This window comes from Granulosicoccus sp. 3-233 (assembly GCF_052681095.1).
This window is the reverse complement of the sequence record NZ_JBQYLE010000002.1, coordinates 342,060-364,920: the sequence shown is the minus strand read 5'-3', so window position 1 is coordinate 364,920 and position 22,861 is coordinate 342,060. Positions and strand designations below refer to the sequence as shown.

General features: G+C 58.1%; 18 protein-coding genes. 15 read left to right on the top strand and 3 right to left on the bottom strand.

Annotated features, from left to right (window positions below; translation table 11 throughout):
• Window positions 1-41: 41 nt before the first annotated feature.
• Entirely contained in the window at window positions 42-2,027 is a 1,986-nt protein-coding gene (locus ACUNV4_RS06555; protein WP_430877704.1) for a hydantoinase/oxoprolinase N-terminal domain-containing protein, read from the bottom strand.
• 131 nt (window positions 2,028-2,158) lie between these two features.
• On the opposite strand from ACUNV4_RS06555, the gene ACUNV4_RS06550 reads away from it, so the two are divergent.
• From ACUNV4_RS06550 to ACUNV4_RS06480, 15 genes are all read left to right on the top strand, one after another.
• Window positions 2,159-2,767 (top strand): GspH/FimT family pseudopilin, encoded by a 609-nt coding sequence (locus ACUNV4_RS06550; RefSeq protein WP_430877703.1) that lies wholly within the window; start codon window positions 2,159-2,161, stop codon window positions 2,765-2,767.
• 35 nt (window positions 2,768-2,802) lie between these two features.
• Window positions 2,803-3,384 (top strand): type IV pilus modification protein PilV, encoded by a 582-nt coding sequence (gene pilV / locus ACUNV4_RS06545; protein ID WP_430877702.1) that lies wholly within the window; start codon window positions 2,803-2,805, stop codon window positions 3,382-3,384.
• A complete protein-coding gene (locus tag ACUNV4_RS06540; protein ID WP_430877701.1) occupies window positions 3,384-4,523 on the top strand; it encodes a PilW family protein in 1,140 nt (379 codons plus the stop codon). The genes pilV (ACUNV4_RS06545) and ACUNV4_RS06540 overlap by 1 nt, the downstream gene beginning before the upstream one ends.
• On the top strand, window positions 4,520-4,978 hold the full coding sequence (locus ACUNV4_RS06535; RefSeq protein ID WP_430877700.1) for a pilus assembly PilX family protein: 459 nt from the start codon (window positions 4,520-4,522) through the stop codon (window positions 4,976-4,978). Before ACUNV4_RS06540 ends, ACUNV4_RS06535 begins: the two co-directional genes overlap by 4 nt.
• Entirely contained in the window at window positions 4,978-10,545 is a 5,568-nt protein-coding gene (locus tag ACUNV4_RS06530) for a pilus assembly protein (protein ID WP_430877699.1), read from the top strand. The genes ACUNV4_RS06535 and ACUNV4_RS06530 overlap by 1 nt, the downstream gene beginning before the upstream one ends.
• A 126-nt stretch (window positions 10,546-10,671) precedes the next feature.
• Window positions 10,672-11,094, top strand: a complete 423-nt coding sequence (locus ACUNV4_RS06525) for a type IV pilin protein (RefSeq protein ID WP_430877698.1) — start codon at window positions 10,672-10,674, stop codon at window positions 11,092-11,094.
• 163 nt (window positions 11,095-11,257) lie between these two features.
• A complete protein-coding gene (locus ACUNV4_RS06520; RefSeq protein WP_430877697.1) occupies window positions 11,258-11,890 on the top strand; it encodes a GspH/FimT family pseudopilin in 633 nt (210 codons plus the stop codon).
• Window positions 11,887-12,468 carry a type IV pilus modification protein PilV gene (gene pilV, locus ACUNV4_RS06515; protein ID WP_430877696.1) on the top strand — a complete coding sequence of 194 codons (582 nt, stop codon included), beginning with the start codon at window positions 11,887-11,889 and terminating at the stop codon, window positions 12,466-12,468. The genes ACUNV4_RS06520 and pilV (ACUNV4_RS06515) overlap by 4 nt, the downstream gene beginning before the upstream one ends.
• A gap of 53 nt (window positions 12,469-12,521) precedes the next feature.
• Complete coding sequence (locus tag ACUNV4_RS06510; protein ID WP_430877695.1) at window positions 12,522-13,664, top strand: PilW family protein; 1,143 nt, start codon at window positions 12,522-12,524, stop codon at window positions 13,662-13,664.
• Window positions 13,661-14,161 carry a pilus assembly PilX family protein gene (locus ACUNV4_RS06505; RefSeq protein WP_430877694.1) on the top strand — a complete coding sequence of 167 codons (501 nt, stop codon included), beginning with the start codon at window positions 13,661-13,663 and terminating at the stop codon, window positions 14,159-14,161. Before ACUNV4_RS06510 ends, ACUNV4_RS06505 begins: the two co-directional genes overlap by 4 nt.
• Before the next feature lie 80 nt (window positions 14,162-14,241).
• On the top strand, window positions 14,242-18,570 hold the full coding sequence (locus ACUNV4_RS06500) for a PilC/PilY family type IV pilus protein (protein ID WP_430877693.1): 4,329 nt from the start codon (window positions 14,242-14,244) through the stop codon (window positions 18,568-18,570).
• A gap of 130 nt (window positions 18,571-18,700) precedes the next feature.
• Window positions 18,701-18,841, top strand: coding sequence for a hypothetical protein (locus ACUNV4_RS06495; protein ID WP_430877692.1), 141 nt, complete (start codon window positions 18,701-18,703; stop codon window positions 18,839-18,841).
• 3 nt (window positions 18,842-18,844) lie between these two features.
• Window positions 18,845-20,524, top strand: coding sequence for a nitrite/sulfite reductase (locus ACUNV4_RS06490; RefSeq protein WP_430877691.1), 1,680 nt, complete (start codon window positions 18,845-18,847; stop codon window positions 20,522-20,524).
• Window positions 20,508-20,999 carry a DUF934 domain-containing protein gene (locus tag ACUNV4_RS06485; protein WP_430877690.1) on the top strand — a complete coding sequence of 164 codons (492 nt, stop codon included), beginning with the start codon at window positions 20,508-20,510 and terminating at the stop codon, window positions 20,997-20,999. The genes ACUNV4_RS06490 and ACUNV4_RS06485 overlap by 17 nt, the downstream gene beginning before the upstream one ends.
• Before the next feature lie 67 nt (window positions 21,000-21,066).
• Entirely contained in the window at window positions 21,067-21,261 is a 195-nt protein-coding gene (locus tag ACUNV4_RS06480; protein WP_430877689.1) for a Trm112 family protein, read from the top strand.
• 22 nt (window positions 21,262-21,283) lie between these two features.
• On the opposite strand, the gene ACUNV4_RS06475 is transcribed toward ACUNV4_RS06480, so the two are convergent.
• A complete protein-coding gene (locus ACUNV4_RS06475) occupies window positions 21,284-21,973 on the bottom strand; it encodes a hypothetical protein (RefSeq protein ID WP_430877688.1) in 690 nt (229 codons plus the stop codon).
• Between the two features lie 180 nt (window positions 21,974-22,153).
• Entirely contained in the window at window positions 22,154-22,768 is a 615-nt protein-coding gene (locus ACUNV4_RS06470; RefSeq protein ID WP_430877687.1) for a YcbK family protein, read from the bottom strand.
• Window positions 22,769-22,861 lie beyond the last annotated feature (93 nt).

Here is a 22,861-nt window from a genome sequence, read left to right as displayed (position 1 = left end):
GCATTATCGGTACCGGCGGCAACCGCAACGGCAATCACCTTTCATGCCAGTCCTGCCGGACGACCCACGGCCACGGCGCTGATACGACTTTCCAGGAAGGTACGCTGACCATCCCTGGTAACCATGTTGTCATGGCGCTCTACCGTGATGATGAACTCGGCTCCACCAGCCTGCTGCAGTTTCTCGGCGGCCAGCTGACTGCAGATCCGCGCCGCCGCCACCGCAGCCTCTTCCAGCGTTTCATGCACTTCCGGCCCCGAAGACAGGAGTATCTGGACACGTTCACCGCCAGCCGGTGTCAAGAGAATATGCTGCTCCTGACGAACCGAGCCAACCACCGCCCCCAGCGCATTGGCCACCTGAGCGTGCTCGCACACTACAAGCCGAGTATCCAGTAACTCCGCTGTCGCCGGGTAGTAACTGCGGGCCGGCGCACCCAACGCAACCACAGGTAGATTCACGCTGGCACGAACACGCAGCAGTTGTCCATCGGATTCCGCGAAACCTGCCTGCAGCAATGTCTTCTGTGATTCCGACAGAGCCCTGCCACCCTTCTGGCTCGCTGCCGCAGCATCCAGCAGCATCAATGCCGTGGCACTCGACACCTTGCCGGCCAGAGCCGTGCAGAATGCGTCCTCATCACCGTAGATGGGGCCATGATTGTCTTTGGCATAGCGCATCAGCAATTGCGCACCCAGACAGGCAGCATGGCGGTTCCAATCTGTCTGGCGACCCAGCACATGCGCAGCGTCGCTGGGCGTGAAACCGGCGCGCAGCACCAGGCCACGCTGCTCCAGTCTGCTCAAGGCACGTTCCATTGTCTGATCACTGAAAAGGCTCTGTACGGCAATCGGTTTCTCGACGATCCGCTCATGCAACTCCCGTTGCTGCGCGGACAGCCCGGTCAGATTGACCTGCGGTCCATGGGCAAGAACAAACTGCGCGCTGTGCGTTGTACTGAAAGGCAATCGCAGCTGTGCTTCAAGCACTTCTTCCAGCTCGGGCCGCTGATGGACCAGCAGGCTCAGCGGCAGGACGCGTTGCGTCTGTAGGTCGAACTGCCGTTGTTCACGGTTGTACCATATGCCACTGTCCCCTCCCAGACCATGGGTCTGCACATCGATGGCCTGAACCATGGTTCGCCAGCCCCCCACGATGGCTCCCTCGGGGTTCAATCGCGGTCGCCCATCGCGGATCAGCGCGATATCGGTTGTGGTCCCCCCCATGTCCGATACCAGAAGATTCTCTTCACGGCAAAGAAAGCGAGCACCTACCACACTGGCAGCAGGCCCGCTGAGAATCGTTTCCACCGGTCGGCTCAATGCCATTGCATCACTGATCAGGGACCCGTCACCCTTTACCACCATCAACGGTGCCCGGATGCCACGTTGCTGCAGCATTGCCCGAGTCGCCTGCAGCAGCGCCTCGATCATGGGAATCAGCCGGGCATTGAGCAAGGCCGTCAATGCACGACGGGGCGCATCGAGCCCGGAAGTCAACTGGTGACCACAACTCAGCGGCTTGCCCGTCATCGAGGCTATCAGCGTCTGCACCTCATTCTCGTGAGACGGATTTCGCACGGCAAACATGGAGGACACAGCATAGGCTTCCACCCGATCATCGATCTCTTCCACGAAACTGCGCAAGCTGGTGGTATCCAGTGCGGCCACGGCATGCCCGCTCGCATCGTGCCCTCCCTGCAGAAAGATCACCGGGTCGCCCGCCAGGGCCTGCTGCAGATTGGCACGCTGCATCTGCCCGGGTGTGAATCCGACCAGAATCAGTGCCACGGGCCGACCACGCCCCTCCACCAGAGCGTTGGTCGCCAGTGTCGTGGACAAGGAGACCAGTTCGATCCCGGATGCGACATCGGCATCGACGATCCTGTCGACAGCCGATTGCAAGCCCTCTACCAGATTCGCATGGGTTGTCAGCGATTTGGCACTGGATACCACTCGTTGCTCATCGTCGACCAGAACCGCGTCCGTGTAGGTACCACCCGTATCCAGTCCCAGTTGAAATCCCACGTTACCTGCCTTCCACTCAACGTTGTCCCGACTATCAATCAAGGCCTGTCGCTTGTAAACCACTCACACTGCAAAAAACCGGAATGTTGCCGCTAGCAGTACACATCTGGGTGTCGAAGAAGAAACAATTGATGAAACAGAGTCCCGACAGTCACTCGGTTCGGGGGTTTACCTTGATGGAGTTGCTGATCACTCTGGCGGTGGCCGGCATTCTGCTGGGTATAGCCGTGCCAAGCTTCAAGGAGACCCTGCAGCAGTCCCGCCAGGACAGTCGCGTCATGGACCTCACCGGAGCACTGACTTTCGCCCGTTCGGAAGCCATCAAGCAGTCGTCCCGCGTCAGCGTATGCGCACGTAACAGTGATACGAGTTGCGGTACCAACTGGAACCAGGGCTGGATTGTCTTCGTGGACAATGCTGCAACCGCCGGCATCATCGATGCAAGCGAAACCGTCCTGAAGGTCGCCAGCCCTCTACCCACGGGTTTTACCCTGGCGAACAGTGCCATTACCCAGGGCGTGGCGGACGCCACTCAACGCTCGTATGTAAGGTTCGGCCCTCGTGGACTGAGCAACTGGCGCGGTTCTGGCACATTCACTTTCTGTGATGACAGAGGCAGTCGTGCGGCGCGCGCGGTCAATGTGTCCATGAGTGGTGATGTGCGACAGGCGCGCAGCACCGGTGACGGCACACTGTACGACACCTTCGGGCAGGCGATCACTTGCGATGACAGCCCATAGGTATCAGCAAGGAAAATGCATAGATCAGACATGCGATGAACAAGCGATCGAACGTCAGCGAGGCAATACCTGTACACGCAAACCGACGGCAATCGACTCCAGCGACGGCGCCACACCTTCGCCGGCAATCCGGCATCGGATTGCTCGAGGTTCTGGTGGCCGTGATTCTGCTATCCGTCGGCTTCCTGGCAGCCGCTCGAATGCAGGTTCAGGGCATGCGCTACAGCCAGGACGCCTATACGCTTTCACAGGCGAAATTCATGATTCTGGACATGACGGAGCGCATGCGGGTCAACCGTGAGGCTCTCAAGGGAGATGCCTACAAGTCCATGACGACCCACTCGGGTACATCCAACCCGGCTTGCATCACCAACGAAACTCCCTGCACACCGGCTGATATCGCAACCGCGGACCTGCACGCCTGGAGTCAGAACCTGCACGCACCTGATGATATTTCGGATTTCACGCCACTACTGCCCGGTTCGGCAACCGTCCCTGCCAGGGGAACGATCACCTTCGATGCGGCAGCAGGTGCCTATAGCGTCGGCGTTCAGTGGAGTGAGAATGTCGACGGCGTCGACACACCGAGAACCCTGTCAGTCAAGGTCTTCCCGTAATGGCTCTTCGTGTTCGACCGGCAACATTACCCGCGCTACCACCAGCACGGACACCGGCGAGGCGCGCCATTTCTCGACGGCAATCCGGCCTGTCGCTGGTGGAACTGATGATCGCCATGGTAGTCGGCCTGCTCCTGATCAGCGGCATGATCACCGTGTTTGCCGGAACCAAACGCAGTTCCCAGCTGAATTCCAATATGGCCATGTTGCAGGAGAACGGCCGATTCGCCCTGAACTCCATGGTCAGTGATGTTCGCATGGCAGGGTTCCAGGGCTGTGTGGACAGCCAGATCAAGGCAAGAATACGGGCGACGGACGCACCAACGGCAGACTATTCTCTGAGCACGGTTTCCAGCTCCCTGATCGAGAAAGACGGCAAGTGGAAACCTGCCGCGCCGCTGAACTTCACACCACCGGATGACGTTGGCAAACCACTGGCAGGCACCCATGCCCTGTCTGTCCAGTTCGGTAGTCCGGAGACTCGTGAAATTCTGCCGATGGCCAGCGTATCGAGCGATGTCGTGATTGCCGGCGACCTGCCATCGATCGTGACCAGCGGCGATCTGGCACTGATTTCCAACTGCCAGGTCGCTGACATCTTCAAGGTGACACAGGCAGCCAATGGCGTACTGCAGCACGCAGCCATCGGCAACAGCGGCGACAACCGCCTGTCTGCACCTTACGGTCGAGCAGCGAATGATCGTGCGCGCGTGATGCGCTTCGAAGCCAATATCTACTACGTGGGTGATACGCAGCGAACCAGTTCCGAAGGAGATCCCGTCTACGCCCTGTATCGACAGAGCTGGCCCTATGATCGCCCTCCCGTGGAAGTGGTCGAGGGCATATCCAACCTGAAGGTCCGACTGGGATACCGTGATGAACTGAGCAACAGCGACATCGAGTATGTCGATCCGCAGGACGGCAGTCCGGCCAGCGGCCGCATCGAAAGTGTCGAGATCGGACTGTTGATGCAATCGTTCGAGCAGGTTGCCAGCAACCCTGACGGCAGCACCTATCTGCTGGCCGGCAATCCTGTCCAGCCAGCGTCCGAACTCAACGAACACGCAACAAGCTATGTGGCTGATCGACGCCTGCGCCTCGCGTTCGGCTCCACGGTCAGTATCAGGAACCGACGATGAATCATCGCGCTGCGCGGCAACAGGGCTCTGTGCTCATGGTCACCATGATCATGATCTTCATGCTTTCCATTCTCGGGGTGTCGGCCATGCGCGGCGCATCGCTTGAAGGTCAATTGGCCAGCAATGCCATCCACAAGGAGGTCACCTTCCAGGCAGCCGAATCCGCCTCCGACGCCGTGCTGGCCATCAACGGCAAACTCGAATCCATCATCTGCAACGATACCGACGAGACCCTGTCGCAGAACAACCTGGGTCAGTCCGCACAGCAGGTCACGGAGGCAGTGCTGGAGTATGGCGGACGAGCTGCTGCCATGGGCTACTCACTGGGGGGACCGGTGAGTGCCAGACGCTTCGTGGTCACCGGCACCTCCTCTCTGCCTGATGTACACACATCGACGACCATAGCCCAGGGCATGCTGCTGATCGGCGCTGCCGACGATTCCGGAGATTGTTGATGAGCAAGTCCGCTACCTCCCTGCGCATCGGCTTGCTGCGCGGCCTGTTGCTGTCTGTATGTGTGCTCTCCCCATTGCATGCGGACGACACCGAAATCTTCTTCGGGCAGAGCGACGATGCATTCAACAACAATCCCAACATCCTGTTCGTGCTGGACAGTTCGGGGTCGATGTCCACACAGGATCCCGGCTTTGACGGTGTCAGCCGCATGGACAGGCTGAAAACCGCCATGGGACTGCTGCTCGATCAGTCCAGCAGCTACAACGTCGGGCTCATGGCCTTTCAGGGCTACGGTCAGGGTGGCGCCATCCGCTACCCCGTCGGCTACCTCGAATCGGAAAGTACGGAGCTGTGTGACGGCGCCTGCCCGGATGAAAAGGTCGTGGTGCGCCCGGATGGTGGCAACAACGATGGCACGCAACATGACACAAGCAAGCTGGTGAATCTCGCCGAGGATTCGCTGGTGATGGCCGAAATCGTCGCCGCCAATACCAGCGAGGAGACCAGCACCGATACGGTCATCACGAACTCGGCCGTTGCCGTGGCGGATGTGTCCGAATTCACCGAAGATGACGGCAGTACGCTGATCCACAGTAACAATCAGGCGATCAATCGCTGGTTTCACGATGGTACAGATAGCCATGGTGCCGGTTATTTCGCGTATCGATTCGACAACATCGAAATACCGCGAGGCGCCACGATCACCCATGCCAGCATAACCTTTGTCAAGACCGACGCAGCCAATCAGCACGGTGAAGTCTCTGCCTATATCAGTGCCGAAGCGACACCGGATCCGCAGGAATATCCGAACGGCAGCAATGCAACGCTGTCACTGGCAGAACGCAGCGACCCGTCAAGGCGAACCAGTGCACTGGTTCCCTGGGACCCCGTTCCACCGGACAATTCAGCCTCGGCGGAAGCGGAATCCGCAAGCCCGGAAACAGACGTGGAGACGCCGGATCTGAGCAGCATCGTATCCGAGCTCGTCAGCCAGCCAGGCTGGACACAAGGCAACAGAATGTCCTTTCTGCTCGCCCCGTTCGACTCCTATATCGCCACGGCATCCGATACACGAGAATTCCACGGCAGTGCGGCGGTTGCCAGCAAGCTGCCGGTGCTGAACTACACCTATACCGAAGCTGACGATCCCGATCTGACGACCACCGAAGCTGAGGCCAGTGCCCATGTCGATGAATTTTCAGACCAGAACACGGAAGTGGTTTATCGCCATACCGCCAACCCGGTGTCACAGCTGTTTCATGCCGGAGTGCAGAACAATGCTCGAGAGCTGGCCCTGCGTTTCGACAATCTGGACATACCTGCCGGTGCCACCATCAAGAACGCCTATCTGACATTGATGACCGCCGAGGCAGCGGCAAGCGCTTCACCCGACAACGAGTGGCAAGCCGTGGAAGGCACCGGCAATGGCCTGGAAAGCGAGACGGATGAAACGACAGACAGCGGTGATGACAGCGCTTCTCCCGTCCCGGATGACATCGGCTTCTCGATCAATATCAGCGCCGAACTCGAGAACACGCCCGAGGACTACTCGAACAGTACGCTGGGAGAGCGCACGTATTCGTCAACCTTCGTCAACTGGGCCGATGTCGCCAGTGATCCCGACACGGAACTCGTATCACCGAATCTGACCGCCCTTATCTCCGAGGTCACGTCACTGGACGACTGGACCTCGGGAAACGCCATTTCCCTGCGCCTGACGGCACCGGAGGACCACTACAATTCGTCGTCTAACCTGCGCGATATCCTGACCTCCAGTGCAAGCCACAAACCCGGCCTTCTGATCACCTGGGAACCGGCCGCAGAGGACGATGCCGATACGCAGACCACGCAGACCACGGCCATCCGCTTCTCCCATGTACACATTCCCCCGGGCGCTCAGATCAAGAGTGCCAGAATCGTGTTTCATTCGGCCGAAGCCACTGACGAGGAAACCAGTCTGGACATCGCCGGAGAGAAAAGTGCCAACTCCGCGCCCCTGACGACCGCACTCAATGACCTGGGAGACAGGGACCGGACCACAGCCCAGGAAACATGGATTGCCGATCCATGGCTGACCGTCGGTACGACCTACGACACTCCGGACCTGTCGCGCATCGTGCAGGAGATCACCGATCAACCTGACTGGTGTGGTGGCAACAACATGTCATTCTTCATTGCCGGAACCGGCAAGCGTGTCGCGGTCAGCGCCGACGCCAATCCGATCAAGGCACCGACACTCGAAATCAGTTATGCCCCGGATTCCGTACCCACCGGTTCCTATTGTTCCAACAGCTCGATTTCCGCACAGACCGGAGACAGTCGCAATGACGCCGTGCAGAATATCAGCAGCGGCATGGTCGTTCTGGACGGGCAGTCTCTTGATACCGACAGCTCGGCGGATGGCACCGGCCAGGGCCAGCTGATCGGCTTGCGCTTCAAGGATGTCAATGTGCCGAGCAACGCCAGAATTGTCAGTGCGACACTGAAACTGACCAGCAACGAGGAAACGCTGTCGAATTCGGAAATCGGCATCAGTGTCGAGCAGGCGGACAGCGCCCGGGACTTCTCGCCGCTCGACAATGATGTCAGTGGACGGAACTGGTCCAGTGAAATCAGCTGGACCAGCCCTGCCCACATCGGGGCCGGCGAAGCCACCTACTCGGCGGACCTGAAAACCCTGATAGAGCAGACCGTGAGTCGCAGCGGCTGGGCCCGTGGCAATGCCATGGCATTTCGGCTGACGCCAAGAGAGTTCAACCAGCATCGCTCATTCGCCTCATTCGATGCCAATGAAGCTCAGGCGGCCCAGTTGATCATCTATTTCGAGTCCGAACGCGAAAGCCCGGGAACGCGTTTTCGTGACAATCTGAAGCGCCATGTGGACGAACTGGTCGCCATGGGCGGTACTCCCATCACCTCCTCCCTGTATGAAGCAGCCTTGTATTTCCGCAGCGAGGCGGTCGACTACGGCACTCATCGCGGTGCGCAGGCCTGGCAAGATCGCTATCACCGAGTCAGCCACCCCTTCTCCTATGAAGGCGGTGAACTGTCGCGACCGGCAGGGTGCTCGGATGCCTATCTGGACTCCGAGAACTGCATCATGGAAACCATCAACAACCACAGTTCCACACCAACCTACATCTCCCCCATGGAGAGCCAATGCCAGACCAACCATATCGTTCTGCTCTCTGACGGTGTGGCAACATCCAATACGGCCGCTGAGCGCATCAGGAATCTGACTGGCCTGGACTGTGATGCCAGTACCGACCAGACCGAAGAATGCGGCCGTGAGCTCGTGCAGTGGCTGCATGACAGTGACCTGTCCGACTCACTGTCCGGCATGCAGAATGTCACCACCCATACCATCGCCTTCAACCTGGCAGAACAGGATCGAGGCTATCTGGCAGATCTTGCAGCGGCCGGCGGTGGTGGTGCCTATTCGGCGGATTCCGCCTCATCCTTGCTGACGGCCTTCCAGAGCATTTTCCTGAACGTCAGCAAAACCGACACAAGCTTCGTGGCTCCCAGCGTGACACTGGCTCAACAGAACCGCTTGAAGAACCGTGAAGATCTGTATTTTGCGATGTTCAAACCCGAGTCCACCGCACGCTGGGATGGCAATATCAAGAAGTTTCTGCTGCAGGGCAACGAAGACAACGAGGCGACTATCGTCGACCAGGATCTGCTGCCCGCGGTTGACGAGATCTCCGGCAACTTCAAGGCAGGTGCCAGAAGCTTCTGGTCGAATGCGACGGATGGTGGCAGTGTCCTGCTCGGTGGTGCCACCTCGAGAATGAAAGTCAGCGAGGAGTCTCACCTGAGTCGTCGAGTGTTCACCTACACGGGCACTACCAGTGACCTCACTCATGCCGACAATGCCGTATTGCCGACCAACAGCAAGCTTGACCCTGAATGGTTCGCCCTGCCCCCGAACCTGGCTTCGGATGCAGATTTCCATCAGGACCTGGTCAACTGGACGCACGGCAAGGACATCAGGGATATCGACGGCGATGGCAATACCGACGAGGCGCGTGGCCAGATGGGCGACCCGCTGCACTCTCAACCGATTCTGCTCAACTATGCCAGTGGCAGTGATGTGGACAGTGTTGTCTTTGTCGCCACCAACGAAGGCTTCCTGCACGCCCTTGACACCGATACCGGTGACGAGAGATACGCGTTCATTCCTCGTGAACTGTTGAAGAACATGTACAAGCTGCTGGCCAATGAACCGACATTGCGACGTCCCTATGGGCTTGATGGTGGCATGACAAGCTGGATTGATGACAGCAATGACAACGGCATCATCGATTCAGGTGAGAAGGCCTATCTGTACATCGCCATGCGCCGAGGGGGAAGCCAGTACTACGCACTGGATGTTTCGGATATCAACAACCCGAAGTTTCTGTGGAGCATACAGGGACGAACCAATACCCTGGACACGGATCTCACCACGGCCGACGGCGATTTCGTCGAATTGGGAGATACCTGGTCGAGGCCTGTTCGCACCAGAGTACGCGACGGCTCTTCCGTGGTTGATGTTCTGGTCTTCGGCGGAGGCTATGACCCCAATCAGGACCCCACTGCCAGCTCCGGAGACGAGGACTTCACCGAGAAGCGTACTACCGATGGCGTCGGGCGAGCGGTCTTCATCGTCGATGCGAAGACCGGCACCAAACTGTGGCAAACCAACCGCGCCGGTACGTTTTCCGGTATGGATTACAGTATTCCATCGGATATCCGTGTCATCGATATCGACTTTGACGGACTGGCCGATCAGCTCTATGCAGGAGACATGGGCGGTCAGATCTGGCGAATCGATATCAACAATGACGTCAGCCTGACCGATTCGCTGGAACAACGCATCGATGGTGGCCGTATCGCCGAGCTGGCCGGCGATGACCCCGAGGATGCACGACGCTTCTACTACCCACCGGATGTCTCGATCATGTCCATCGACGGTCAGCAACAGCTTGCCATATCCATCGGTTCCGGCTGGCGAGCCCATCCACTCGATGATGTCGTACAGGATCGCTTCTACAGCCTGCGCCTGCCGCATGTATATGGCAAGCCGATAGACAGCTTCGGGCTGACTGTCTACCCCAGTGTATCTCATACGTCCAGCGGACTCGTGGATGTCACCGACAAGATCGATGCCAGCCTGCCACTGGATGCCAAGGGCTGGTTCATGGATCTGGAAGAAGATGGTGAGAAGACATTGAGCTCAAGTGTCACCGCCGATCACAAGGTCCTGTTCACCACCTACCTGCCTGAGGCTCAATCCTCTACCTGTTCTGCTGCCGAAGGCTCGGGCAAGGTCTATGCAGTCAGTGTCTTCAATGGCGCCCCCGTACTTGATCTGGACAAGGAGAACAACAAGAACGATCTGACCAAGGAAGATCGAGCACGTACTCTTGATCATGCCGGCATACCGCCACCGACTTCACTGCTGTTCCCGGAGGTCGGTAATGCAACCGTGGTGGTCGGTACGGAAACCCTGCAGGAACTTGATCTGAATGACCTGCGTCGCAGAACTTTCTGGCAGGAAAAGATCGAGGAAGACAGCTGAGCCTTGCCTCATGCCGTCGGGCCTGTAAAGCCTGGCTCAAGTGACGAGGCTTGCGGGTCGATAACTGCTTCCATGGGTTCCCGTTGTGACGCCGTCCAACATCACTACCCGAGCCGGAGAGCTTGCATGTACTGTCCAACCACACCCCGACGTTCATTCCGTCCGCATCGCGTCCGGGGTTTCACCTTGATTGAATTGATGATCACGGTAGCCATCATCGGCATACTCGCCAGCATTGCCTATCCGCAGTATGGCAGCTATGTGCAGAAAACCCGCCGGGCCGATGGTCACCTGGCATTGATGGCAGAAGTACAGACACTGGAGCGGTGCAAGTCCACCCGCTATTCCTACGCCAATTGCACTCTGTCCAGAAGCACTTCGCCGGAGAGCAACTACGCCCTGACCCTGACCAGATCGGCCAGCGCCTTCACGATAACGGCCACCGGTCAGGGCAGTCAGCTGAACGATACGGACTGCAAGATCATGACCATCAATCAGCTGGGCGCTCGCACACCCGATCCTGATACCACGGATTGCTGGCCTGGCTGATCGTTGTTTGCGGTTTTAGGCCCGCGGTCCGCGGTCTGCAGGTCTGCGGTCTGCGGTCTGCGGTCTGCGGTCTGCGGATCGCATTTTGCCGGTCAGGTCTCGATCCGGGATCCGTCTCGGCCCGGGGCCTCAACCTGCAAGTAACCTGGCCGCTACTGAGCTCATGGAGAGAAAACTCAATCAGGGATTCACGCTGATCGAACTGCTGATCGCCGTTGCCGTAGCAGGCATCCTGCTGGGTATCGGGGTTCCCAGTTTTGCGGAAGCCATCAAGGAAAGCCGCATCAGCTCACAGTACAACTCACTCGTGGGTTCCCTCTACCTCGCCCGCTCCGAAGCTGTCAAGGGCTCCGCCGAAGTGACGGTATGCCCAAGAGATGCCGCCGGTTCTTCACAATGCGGAGGCAAACAGGACTGGAACAACGGCTGGCTGGTGTTCATCGATCGCTCAACCGTTCAGGGTGAAGCCACGGCCAGCGTGGATGCTGACGACGAAATCATCGCTGTCGAACCGGAACCGAAGGGCGACAATACCATCACGGCCATCGGCTCTCCCACCAACTCGGCAGCCGGCTCCAGCGAAGTCGGTTTCGTGCGCTACACCCAGAGTGGAGGAGCCCAGTGGTCCTCGGGTTCCATCATTGTCTGCGACACGCATCGAGGAGCCAGTCACTCCCGGGCCATCAATGTCGTATTGACCGGTGATATCCGTCGTGGGCTGCCGCAGGGCGATGAAGATGTCCCAAGAGACGTTTTCAACCAGCCCATCAGCAAATACTGCAGCGAACCATCATGAACGCAGCGCGCAGAGTCATGCCACTGACTCCACTGAACAGGCTGCCGGGCGTATCACCCGGGACAACAGTGCGCGGACCCGGCGGGCAACGTGGCGTCGGGCTGATCGAAATACTGGTAGCCGTCATCATCATGTCCCTGGGCTTTCTGGCCGCTGCACGCATGCAGGTGGAAGGCATGCGCTTCAGTCAGAGTGCCTACTATCAATCACAGGCGTATTTTCTGGCCAGCGACATGATTGACCGCATGCGCAGCAATATAGCCGGCGTGCAGGATGGACATTACTCCGGCCAGAGTACCAGCGCCAGTGCCAGCAACCCCAATTGCACGGTCATCGAGTGCAATCCGCTGGGTATCGCACGTCAGGATCTCTTTGACTGGAGCAGCAGCCTGCATGCCATGCAGGGCGGTAGTGGCTTCACCCCTGCCCTGCCCGGCTCGGACACCACGCCTGCCAAGGGTGAAATTCTGGACATCGGCGACGGCGTGTTTGCCGTTGTCATGCAATGGAGTGAAGTCATCAACGGCGAGAATGACCTGCAGACCCTGCGAGTCCAGTTTGCCCTGGAAGACCGCTGATGAGATTGCCATGTGCAGGGAGCCTGCTCCACAACAGCCACGAATGCCCATGCGTGCGTGAAGCGCGACCGAGCACACAGCAACGGGGCCTGTCCCTGATCGAACTGCTGATCGCCATGACACTGGGCCTGTTGCTCATCTCGGGCATGATTGCGGTATTCGCCGGCAACAAACAGAGCTCCGAGCTGAACTCGGCCATGGCGGACATACAGGAAAGTGCCAGATTTGCACTTGACAATATGGCCAGCGAGATCCGCATGTCCGGATTCCAGGGATGCCTGGATCTCAACTTCGTGTCGCCGAATCTGTTGGGCAATGACATGCCGACTGCTGACCTGCAGGCGACAGCCGCCATGGGATCCATCATCGGTGCCGGAAACCTCTGGTCACCGGCTCCACCACCCGGATTTCTCGCCGCCAATCACAATGCCATCCCCGGCACGCATGCCCTGACTCTGCAGTTCGGCTCACCGGCCACTTACCCGCTGGTGCAGTCGGTTGGTACGGGCAGCGTACCCGATACGATCGGTCCGGTCGTGGTCGATACCACGCCGGGTATCAGTCGCGAAGACTTCAATCTGTCAGCCGGTGATCTTGGCATCATTGCCGATTGCAACGGCGCCGATATCTTTCGCATCAGCTCGATCAGTACCGGAGCCAATACGGCAACCATCGGTCATTCGGCCAGCGCCAACTCCAGCGGTTCGTTCACTCGCATCTATGCCGGTGGAGCTGGAGCCGCAACGAAGTTCATGCGCTTTGTGTCCAGTGTCTACTACGTGGGAGACACCGGTCAGACCAATGACAACGGTGATGCCATCACCTCACTGTACCGACAGTCCCTCCCTTACGGAGACATGGCCCTGAACCCACCCACGGAACTGGTCAGCGGCGTGGAGGACATGCGCATTGCATTTGGCATCAGAACCGGTGACGAGAGCCTGACCTATGTACTGGCGTCCGACCCGCTCTACGACCCTCGCCGCATAGAAAGCATTCGTATCGGGCTGCTGCTCAACTCGCGTAACCGCATTGCTCAGGACGATGATACCAACACCTATTTTCTGGCTGGACAGATGATCGAACCCGATACCGCTGCCAGCACCCAGGCTGCGGGAACCCACAAGAGCGACAAACGCTATCGCCTTGCCTTCAACACTACCGTCAAGGTCAGAAATCGGCGAACACGACCATGAAACACGACTCACGATGCAATCTCGACCGGATGGCCGATGTGCATGCCAGCAAACCCAGGCAGCAAGGTGGCGCCTTGCTGGTGGCCATGGTCATGATCTTCATGCTCTCCATCATGGGAGCATCCGTCATGCGCAGCTCGACGCTCGAAAAACGCATGGCAACCAACGCCATACAGACCTCGGCCACCTTCCAGGCCGCCGAGTCCGCCTCCAACCTTGCATTGAATGATCCAGCCAACCTGACAAGAACCTACTCGGCCGGGTACCAGAAGTCCGTGGTCCTGCCTATCGATGAAGTGCGGGATGATATCGGGCTCGAGTCCCGATCCGTGCTGGAGTGGGTCGGTACAGGTGCAGCGCCCGGCTACTCCCTGGGTGAAGGCACATCCGGTTTTGAAGGGCTGTATTACGTCTCTACCGGCGTCAGCGCGATCGAAGCCGTACGCTCACAGGCGACCGTGGAACAAGGCGCCTATCGAATCGTTCCTGCCCGTTGATGCGTCGCCATGCATCAGCGAACCGTCTCTGCCCTTCCATTGCATTGGCTCTTGATTCTCTTGCTCGTCGAGGTAAACCTATGAATAGTGTGCAGGCCAGCCCTGAAGCCCGTCGGCAGCAGCGCAAGCGCCCCACGACAGCCCTGCTCGCAAGTTCGCTGATCTCGTCGATCATTGCGTTCTCGACGGCCACTGCCGATGACACGGAAGTGTTCTTCGGACAGGTGGATCCGGACACCAATGTGTTTCCGAATGTCATGTTCGTGCTGGATACGTCCGGCTCCATGAATTCAAGCGATTACGGCTATTCCGGCACGCGACTCGAGCGCATGAAATCAGCGCTCAACACCATTCTGGACAGCTCCGCCAATGTGAACGTCGGCCTGATGCGATTCAATGGCTATGACGGTGGTGGCGCGGTACTTTACCCGGTGAAAGGCATCGATCAGGAAATCTGTGCCAACAATGACTGCGGAACCATCGTCATTTCATCGCAGGTGCAGGCGCTCAATGATGATATGGAACAGTACATCCACAATGGCCAGATGACCCCCAGCGGCACCCGGCTGAGCATGGGGGCGTCCAATGGCTCGACACCCCAATTGGTCAGCTTCCGGTTTCAGGACCTGGACATTCCTTCCGGCGCAACCATCACCAGCGCCGAGCTCGAGTTCACGGCCGATGTCAATCGTTATTCAACAGCCTTCCTGAGCATCTACGGGCATGATGTGGGCGATGCTCCCACGATCGGTACCAACAACAACTACCTGAGTGACCAGCCACGTACCTCTGCCAAGGTCGACTGGTGGCCTACCGGCTGGAGTAGCGGCAATACCTATCAGTCGCCGGACATCAAGACAGTGGTCCAGGAGATCATCGATCGTGGTGACTGGTGTGGACAGCAGTCGATGGCCTTCATTGTCGAAGGTATCGGTGAACGTGCTGCCTACGCCTATACCACCAATAATGCCAGTCGAGCCCCCGTACTGAGAGTCAGCTATGACTCGGACAGCATCCCTGCCGACAAGGGTTGCACACGCAAATCGGCTCTCGCACAGATCAACAGCTCCGCTGACGACGCCTATGAGAAGGTCAGCGACAGCCAGATCGTCACCAACGACAAGCTCAAGATGCCACTGACCTATGGCAATCTGGGCAACAAGGTGGTTACACGCCTGCGCTTTCGCGACCTGGCCATCCCCACAGGGGCCACCATCGAGAGCGCATCAATCGAATTCGAGGTGGATAGTCAGAGAAGTGGCAGCCTGTCCCTGTCCTTGCAGGCTGAAGATGCAGACAGCGCTCCCGAGCTGAGCGCTACCAATGGCTGGATCACTGGTCGCCCCCTGGTTGCCAACCCGGTGATCTGGAACATTGCCAATTCCGACGACTGGTCAAGCAATACCAAGGTCAGTTCGCCCGATCTCAGCAATCACGTGCAGGCTGTTGTCAATCGATCGGGTTGGCAGTCTGAAAACGATATCGCCTTCGTGGTGTCCTACAACGGGTCAGGCACCAACAGGCGCCAGTTCGAGTCCTACGACAGCGAGGTACCGGCAGCGCCCAAGCTTCGTGTCGAGTACAAGGCCAATATCGGCGCTGCCAGTACGCAAGGTATCGCCTACAAGACCGCACGGGACGACATGAAGAGCATCGTCAACGGGTTGACCGCTACCGGCGGCACGCCGATCGTGGCCGCCTACTACGAGGCGGTTCAATACATGCTGGGAGGTCCGGTGGATTACGGTACACAGCGTGGCTATTATCGGCATCCCTATCACCGGGTCTCCCACCCGGACAGCTATACCGGTGGTTCGGTCTCTGTCAATGCAAACTGCACGGCGTCCAATCCGCAAAGCAGCAATTGCACTTTCGAGGAAATCACCGGAAATCCGCAGTACATTTCTCCTCTGGCCGACAGCTGTCAAACCAACCATATCGTGTTTCTGTCCGATGGAGACGCAACCAGCAATACCGCCATCAGCAAGGTCAAGAACCTCATTGGTGCGACATCCTGTGATCCCGGATCGGGCCATGAGGCCTGTGGCGTGGAACTGGCCACCTGGCTGGATGAAACCGATCACAACGAAAACATGTCGCGCAAGCAGAACATCAGCACATATACGATCGGGTTCAACATCAACAGCGATTTTCTGTCCGATATTGCAACCGCGGGTGGCGGTACGTATTACGATGCGGCCTCTGCGGAAGAACTGGTTGCCGTTTTCCAGAACATTCTGGGAGACGTGCTGGCCGTGGATACCAGTTTCGTGGCGCCCGGCAGCACAGTCAGTCAGTTCAATCGCCTGACCCATCGCAACGACATCTACTTTGCCCTGTTCAAGCCTGATGAACGACCGCACTGGGCAGGCAACCTCAAGCGCTACTACGTGGGTGCAGACAGCAAGGGCAACGTCCTGATCCAGGACGTCAACAAGACGGCTGCCGTGGACGAAGCATCCGGCTACTTCGTGGATACCGCCAAGAGCTGGTGGAGCGATACGGTGGACGGCGGTTCGGTCGAGATGGGTGGTGCTGCCAGCCAGGTCAGTCTGGATGGGCCCGACGGTGTCGGTGACAGGCGTGTCTACACCTACCTGGAAGACACGATTCCCGCCAACGGTGTCGATCTCACTGCCAATGCCCAGAAACTGCACGAACAGAATGCTGCCATCACCGTGGACGACCTCGGACTCGGCAGTAACAATGCCGACAACATTGCCCGAAGAACCGAGATTCTGAAGTGGGCACGTGGTGTCGACGTGAAGGATGAGGACCTGGACGGCCAGGAAACCGATGTGCGTCGACACATCGGTGACCCCATGCATTCCCAGCCTATCCTGCTCAACTACAAGAGCAACAGTCAGAACTACAGCACCATTTTCGTGGCGACCAATGAAGGCCTGCTGCACGCCATCGAGCATGAGAATGGTACCGAACTGTACGCCTTCATGCCCAAGGAGCTGCTGCCCAATATCAACGAGTTCTATGAAAACCAGCAGTCGACCAAGCATCCCTACGGCCTGGATGGTGATCTATCCATCCGACACATCGATATCAATGACAACGTCGTCGTGGATCCGGGAGAAAAAGCCATTCTGTATGTCGGGATGCGACGTGGAGGCAACAACTACTATGCCTTGGATGTCTCCGACCGGACGCAACCCAAACTGCTGTGGCAGATCCGTGGCGGCAGTGATGATTTCGAACACCTGGGGCAAACATGGTCCAAACCCATTCCGACAACCATCTTCTATCGAGGTGAGGCTCGGGACGTCGTGATCTTTGCCGGTGGCTATGACACCAATCAGGACCCGAATACGGCCAATCTGACAGCCTCGCAGACTCCGGATACAACGGGTAATGCCATCTATATCGTGGATGCCGATACTGGCACCCGACTCTGGGCCGGACAAGGCAACAATGGTGGTGATGAGCGCTTCGCCGACATGGACTACAGCATTCCGTCGGACATTCGCGTGATTGACGTCAACGGCGACGGGCTGTCGGACCAGATGTATGTTGGTGACATGGGCGGTCAGTTGTGGCGCTTCGATTTTCAGCCCTTTCACCAGAGCGGTCAGCTGGTGTACGGCGGCGTCATTGCCAAACTGAACGGCAACAATGCGACCGATGCGCGTCGCTTCTACAACGAGCCCGATGTCGCATTGGTGGCCAGCGGTGGCAAGCGCTTCCTGTCTGTCAGTATCGGATCCGGCTGGCGGGCACACCCACTCAACGAGCGGGTCAAGGACCGGTTCTACATGATTCGATCCAACAGTGTGTATTCCCGGCCGGAAGGTTACGGCAAGAATACCGGCTCGGCGACATCAGCTTCCTATTCGCCGATCACCGAATCGGACCTGGTCAATGTGACTGACGACCTGAACCCCGTCCTGAATGATTACGGCTGGATGCTCGAGCTGGAATCCAGCGGGGAGAAGGTCATGAGCCAGAGCGTGACCATCAACAATCAGGTCATCTTCACCAGCTACGAACCGGCCGCCAGTGGTGACAGCTGTTCACCGGCCATTGGCGGAGGTGCCGCCTATGTGCTGGATATCTTCACGGGAGCCCCCACGGTCGATCTGGATGACAGTGATTCTTCCGATCCCGACGATGAATCGGGCACCGACGAGAATTCGAACGACAATGAAAATCAGGTTACCTATCGCAACAGCAGTCTGACCAAATCGGATCGCAAGAAGACTCTGCAGCAGGATGGAATCCCCCCCGCCCCGACGGCCTTGATTACCGAAACCGACGGCAACATCGCCACAACCGTCCTGATCAGCACCGAGAAACTGGATATCGACTTCGATGACCTCACCCAACGCACCTACTGGCAGGACAACGGCCGCGGTAGTGCCACACCGGATGAAATAACCGCAGAAGCGGATGGAAGCTGACCCTGTAAACGCCTGATGAAAGACTGATCTGCCGCCGGATGCTCCCCTTCCGGCGGCTTATTCGAAAAGAGCATAAGAACATAGCGAAAAAGCCTTAAACATTCGGCGTCAGTCCTGCTCAAATAGCCTCATGAACCACAGGGCATACAGGCAGGGCATGACGATTGGTACCGAGTTGGCCATTCCAGGCACCGGGCCCTGCGGCCTGTTTCCGGTATTCAAGCTCCAGCGACTGCATGTCGATGGCCCCTGCGCCAACGAGGTCGCCTGAGCCATGTACAATTATACCGAATTCGATCGGGATTTCCTGAAGTCGCGAGTCGCTGAATTCCGCGACCAGACAGAGCGACGACTCAGCGGAGCACTGGACGAAGAGGAATACAAGCAACTGCGGCTTCGCAATGGCCTGTATCTGCAACGTCATGCCTATATGCTCCGTGTTGCCATTCCCTACGGCATGCTGTCCAGTGTCCAGATGAAGACGCTGGCCCATGTGGCCCGCGTGTACGACAAGGGGTATGGTCACATCACCACCCGCCAGAACATCCAGTTCAACTGGCCCGAGCTCGAGCAGGTTCCCGACATTCTGGCCGAGCTTGCAGAGGTCGACATGCACGCGATCCAGACCAGCGGCAACTGCATTCGCAATACAACTACCGACCCACTAGCCGGTGCCATCGGAGACGAGGTCGATGATCCGCGCCCCTGGTGCGAGCTGATTCGCCAGTGGTCCACACTGCACCCGGAATTCAACTGGCTTCCTCGCAAGTTCAAGATAGCGGTTACCGGAGCCTTGAGTGATCGTGCGGCAATCCAGGTGCACGATATCGGTCTGCGGCTACTGCGCAACGACGCCGGCGAGAGCGGTTTCGAAGTGCTGGTGGGCGGCGGCCTGGGTCGCACCCCTCATATCGGTCAGGTGATCCGCGAGTTTCTGCCGACACGACACCTGCTGACGTATCTGGCCGCCATTCTGCGCGTGTACAACCTCGAAGGTCGGCGCGACAATCTGTACAAGGCGCGCATCAAGATCCTGGTCAATGCCCTGGGCATCGACACTTTCAGAGACAAGGTTGAACAACAGTGGTCCCGCTCGAAGGACAGCGATGACAGCTTTACCGCAGAGCAGTTCGCTGCCCTCAGAGCACAGTTCCCGGCCGCACCGGTGCTGGGCACCGTGCGGACCACGATCGGAACGGACGACACCAGTCACAAGGGGCCGGAACAGACATCAAGCAATCCGCTGTTCAATCAGTGGTACCAGGCCAATACTCGGCCACATCGTGACAGCGGGCGTCGTATTGTCTATCTCTCACTGAAAGCGCCGGGTACGCCTGCCGGCGACATCACGGCTGACCAGATGGACAAGGTGGCAGAACTTGCCGAGCGATTCAGCGAAAGCGAGATCCGCAGCACCCACGAGCAGAACCTGGTATTGGCACATGTGCCGGTCGATGATCTGTTCGAGCTATGGTCGGAGCTCAAGGCCGTACGTCTGGCTACGCCCAATCTGGGCAAGCTGACGGACATGATCGTCTGCCCCGGCCTGGACTACTGCTCACTGGCCAATGCCGGCACCCTGGAGATTCACGATCAGATCTATCAGCGTTTCGATGATCTGGACTATCTGCACGAACTGGGTGATATCAGCATCAAGATTTCGGGCTGCATGAATGCCTGTGGACATCATCATGTCGGCGATATCGGCATTCTCGGCGTCGACAAGGGTGGCGTGGAATGGTACCAGCTGACCATCGGTGGCCACGCCGGCAACCAGGCGGCATTGGGCCAACGCCTTGGCAAGGCCATAGCCAAGTCCGAGGTTGCCGATGCCATCGGCCATCTGCTGGAAGCCTACGTCGCTGAACGACAACCCGAAGAATCCTTCCATGACGCGGTCAGGCGTCTTGGAGTATCCCCTTTCAAGGAGAAGGTCTATGCCTCTGCTGCGTAACGGTCACCTGATGACCGACAATCCCTGGATTCGTCTTGACGATGACGCGCCTCAGACGACGCAGGCCCTGAATGCCGAGCAGATCGATGCACCGGTGCTGGTCAGCCTGTCACGCTTTCTGGAGTTGCAGGCACATGCCAACAGTCGAGTATCAGGCGTGTTCCTGAGTCCGGAAGATGATGTACAACTGTTGGCCGAGCACCTGCACCGGATTCAGTTGATCGTCATCGATTTCCCGAAATACACCGATGGACGAGGTTACAGCCAGGCGCGCATGCTGCGGGAGCAGTTCCATTTCGCGGGTGAGTTGCGCGCCAGTGGGGATGTTCGACCTGACCAGCTGCTGTTCATGGCACGTGCCGGCATCGATGCCTTCGAATTCAGCGACACACCTGACGAGAAGCAGATCAGGCAGATCCTTTCACGCTTTCAGGTCAACTATCAGCCCAGCTACACATTGCCGGTCGCCGGCTGAGCGGACAATGCCTGTGATCTTGTCGGCTCATGCGCCAACATGTCACAGAGTGCGCTAGACTCGCGCCATGGACAAGAGACTGCTGGATATACTGGTTTGCCCGGTCACCAAGGGCAAACTCATCAAGCGTGATGACGAACTGTGGTCACGTCAGGCTGCGCTGGCCTTCCCCATTCGTGACGGTATTCCCGTCATGCTCGAAGAGGAAGCCCGTACCTTGAGTCAGGAAGAGATCGAATCGGTCAACAAGGACGTTCGCTGAGTCGTCCTTCTGCCATCTACGCTCAATGCGCACTCAACGGCAGCAGAACTTCAACGACTGACGAGCGTGCTTCCAGCCAGGAATCGGAGCTGCCTTCATAGCGCCTCATCTGCAGGAAGATCTGCCCCTGACGTGCCAGCGACAGCGGTAGCACGATACGGCTGTCATAGGGCTGCCAGCTGGCATCGTGGAAACCGGACTGATCACTCACCCGGTAATGACTCGGACGACCCGACACATCCAGTTGCAACTGTGTAGCACCGGCGGTTTCGATCACATCGACTCGATCCACCTTGATGCTGGAAGGTGCATCGGCAAAGGTACTGCCCGCGCGACAGCGAGGCCCCGGCACACCTTCACTCAAAACCACTTCCTTGATCATGGTGAAGCCACGCGCCGGTTCACTCATGCGCAAGCCGCTGAAACGGGTCTTCGACACCGTTACCACCAGAGGCACATTCGGCACGTCGATGATGGCAAGGCCTTCGCTGTCAGTGAAGCTGGAACCGAACTGCTTGTAATTGCCGGGCAGACCGACACAGACCGATGCGCCTGATACCGCCATACCGGACTGATCCAGAACGCGTAGTCCGAACTGACTCGCCTGTACCGACAGCGACCCGGCCAGACCCGCCAGGGTCAATACGGAAAGGACACAGCCAGTCAGCTGCTTGCGAACCGACCGGTTCAGGATTTTCTTGTTGTTTTTCACGGCAGTCTCCCAACTTGAGGCAGTCAACGTGAAGCGTCAGAGTACTGACCTTTCACGACATGCTGCCAATACTATGACAGTCGGGGAGCTACCGGCATCTGATTTGACTGTAGCTGCGTGGCAAATCACAGTCGACAGAATGGAAATGTCGGCTGCTACACACTGGATTGGCGCGCGCGCTCAGCTGCCCCAGTGGCGGACGCTTCCGGTGTCCACATGAACGAAGTTGGAATTGCTGTATAGACCGACACCGCCGGCCTGCATGTCCATTGCAGCCTGATGCAGCTTCTCGATGGGCACACCGGGAATGTAGATATCTGCTGCTCGTCCTTCCATATGCAGACTGAACTTTGCCACACCGGGGGAACGGCGACGCAGCTTGGCATTGGTTTCCGGGGTACGGTAGCCGGACAGGACGTGGACAGGCTCCTCGGTGCCCAGGGCCATCTGCACACGCAGCAGCTGATCGAACAGAGCCGTATCCATGTCGATCGAGGCATTGGCGCGACGGTCACGCATCAGATGATTGAGCTGCTGGATGTTCTCATCGATATAGATGCCATGCGTGAAGTACACGACATTGAGCTTTTCCCAGGTATGTGCATTGACCAAACGGATGCGACGGGATGCCATGGGGTCAAGCTCGGCTAACGGCGCGGCAAATGCCTGTCCCGTCAATGCCGTGCTCACGATCGTCCCTGTCAGGGCACTTGAGCCAGCTGCCAGCCCCATCGCACTCACGCTCTTGAGGAAGGATCGTCTGGGAGAGGCAAACTGGTTCTTTTTATCAGGCATCATAGGGCTCAACACACTTCACTGCCTACTACAGGGAACGACTTCGACCGATCTGCAATGGCGCAGATTGTCAAATACACGCTGTATTGTGAC

Bases quoted from the DNA above. Each gene is read 5' to 3' on its own strand.
- ACUNV4_RS06540 (WP_430877701.1), top strand. From the start codon at position 3,384: ATGGCTCTTCGTGTTCGACCGGCAACATTACCCGCGCTACCACCAGCA.
- ACUNV4_RS06505 (WP_430877694.1), top strand. From the start codon at position 13,661: ATGAAACACGACTCACGATGCAATCTCGACCGGATGGCCGATGTGCAT.
- ACUNV4_RS06550 (WP_430877703.1), top strand. From the start codon at position 2,159: ATGAAACAGAGTCCCGACAGTCACTCGGTTCGGGGGTTTACCTTGATG.
- pilV (WP_430877696.1), top strand. From the start codon at position 11,887: ATGAACGCAGCGCGCAGAGTCATGCCACTGACTCCACTGAACAGGCTG.
- ACUNV4_RS06470 (WP_430877687.1), bottom strand. From the start codon at position 22,768: ATGCCTGATAAAAAGAACCAGTTTGCCTCTCCCAGACGATCCTTCCTC.
- ACUNV4_RS06480 (WP_430877689.1), top strand. From the start codon at position 21,067: ATGGACAAGAGACTGCTGGATATACTGGTTTGCCCGGTCACCAAGGGC.
- ACUNV4_RS06530 (WP_430877699.1), top strand. From the start codon at position 4,978: ATGAGCAAGTCCGCTACCTCCCTGCGCATCGGCTTGCTGCGCGGCCTG.
- ACUNV4_RS06520 (WP_430877697.1), top strand. From the start codon at position 11,258: ATGGAGAGAAAACTCAATCAGGGATTCACGCTGATCGAACTGCTGATC.
- ACUNV4_RS06535 (WP_430877700.1), top strand. From the start codon at position 4,520: ATGAATCATCGCGCTGCGCGGCAACAGGGCTCTGTGCTCATGGTCACC.
- ACUNV4_RS06485 (WP_430877690.1), top strand. From the start codon at position 20,508: ATGCCTCTGCTGCGTAACGGTCACCTGATGACCGACAATCCCTGGATT.
- ACUNV4_RS06490 (WP_430877691.1), top strand. From the start codon at position 18,845: ATGTACAATTATACCGAATTCGATCGGGATTTCCTGAAGTCGCGAGTC.
- pilV (WP_430877702.1), top strand. From the start codon at position 2,803: ATGAACAAGCGATCGAACGTCAGCGAGGCAATACCTGTACACGCAAAC.
- ACUNV4_RS06495 (WP_430877692.1), top strand. From the start codon at position 18,701: ATGAACCACAGGGCATACAGGCAGGGCATGACGATTGGTACCGAGTTG.
- ACUNV4_RS06500 (WP_430877693.1), top strand. From the start codon at position 14,242: ATGAATAGTGTGCAGGCCAGCCCTGAAGCCCGTCGGCAGCAGCGCAAG.
- ACUNV4_RS06525 (WP_430877698.1), top strand. From the start codon at position 10,672: ATGTACTGTCCAACCACACCCCGACGTTCATTCCGTCCGCATCGCGTC.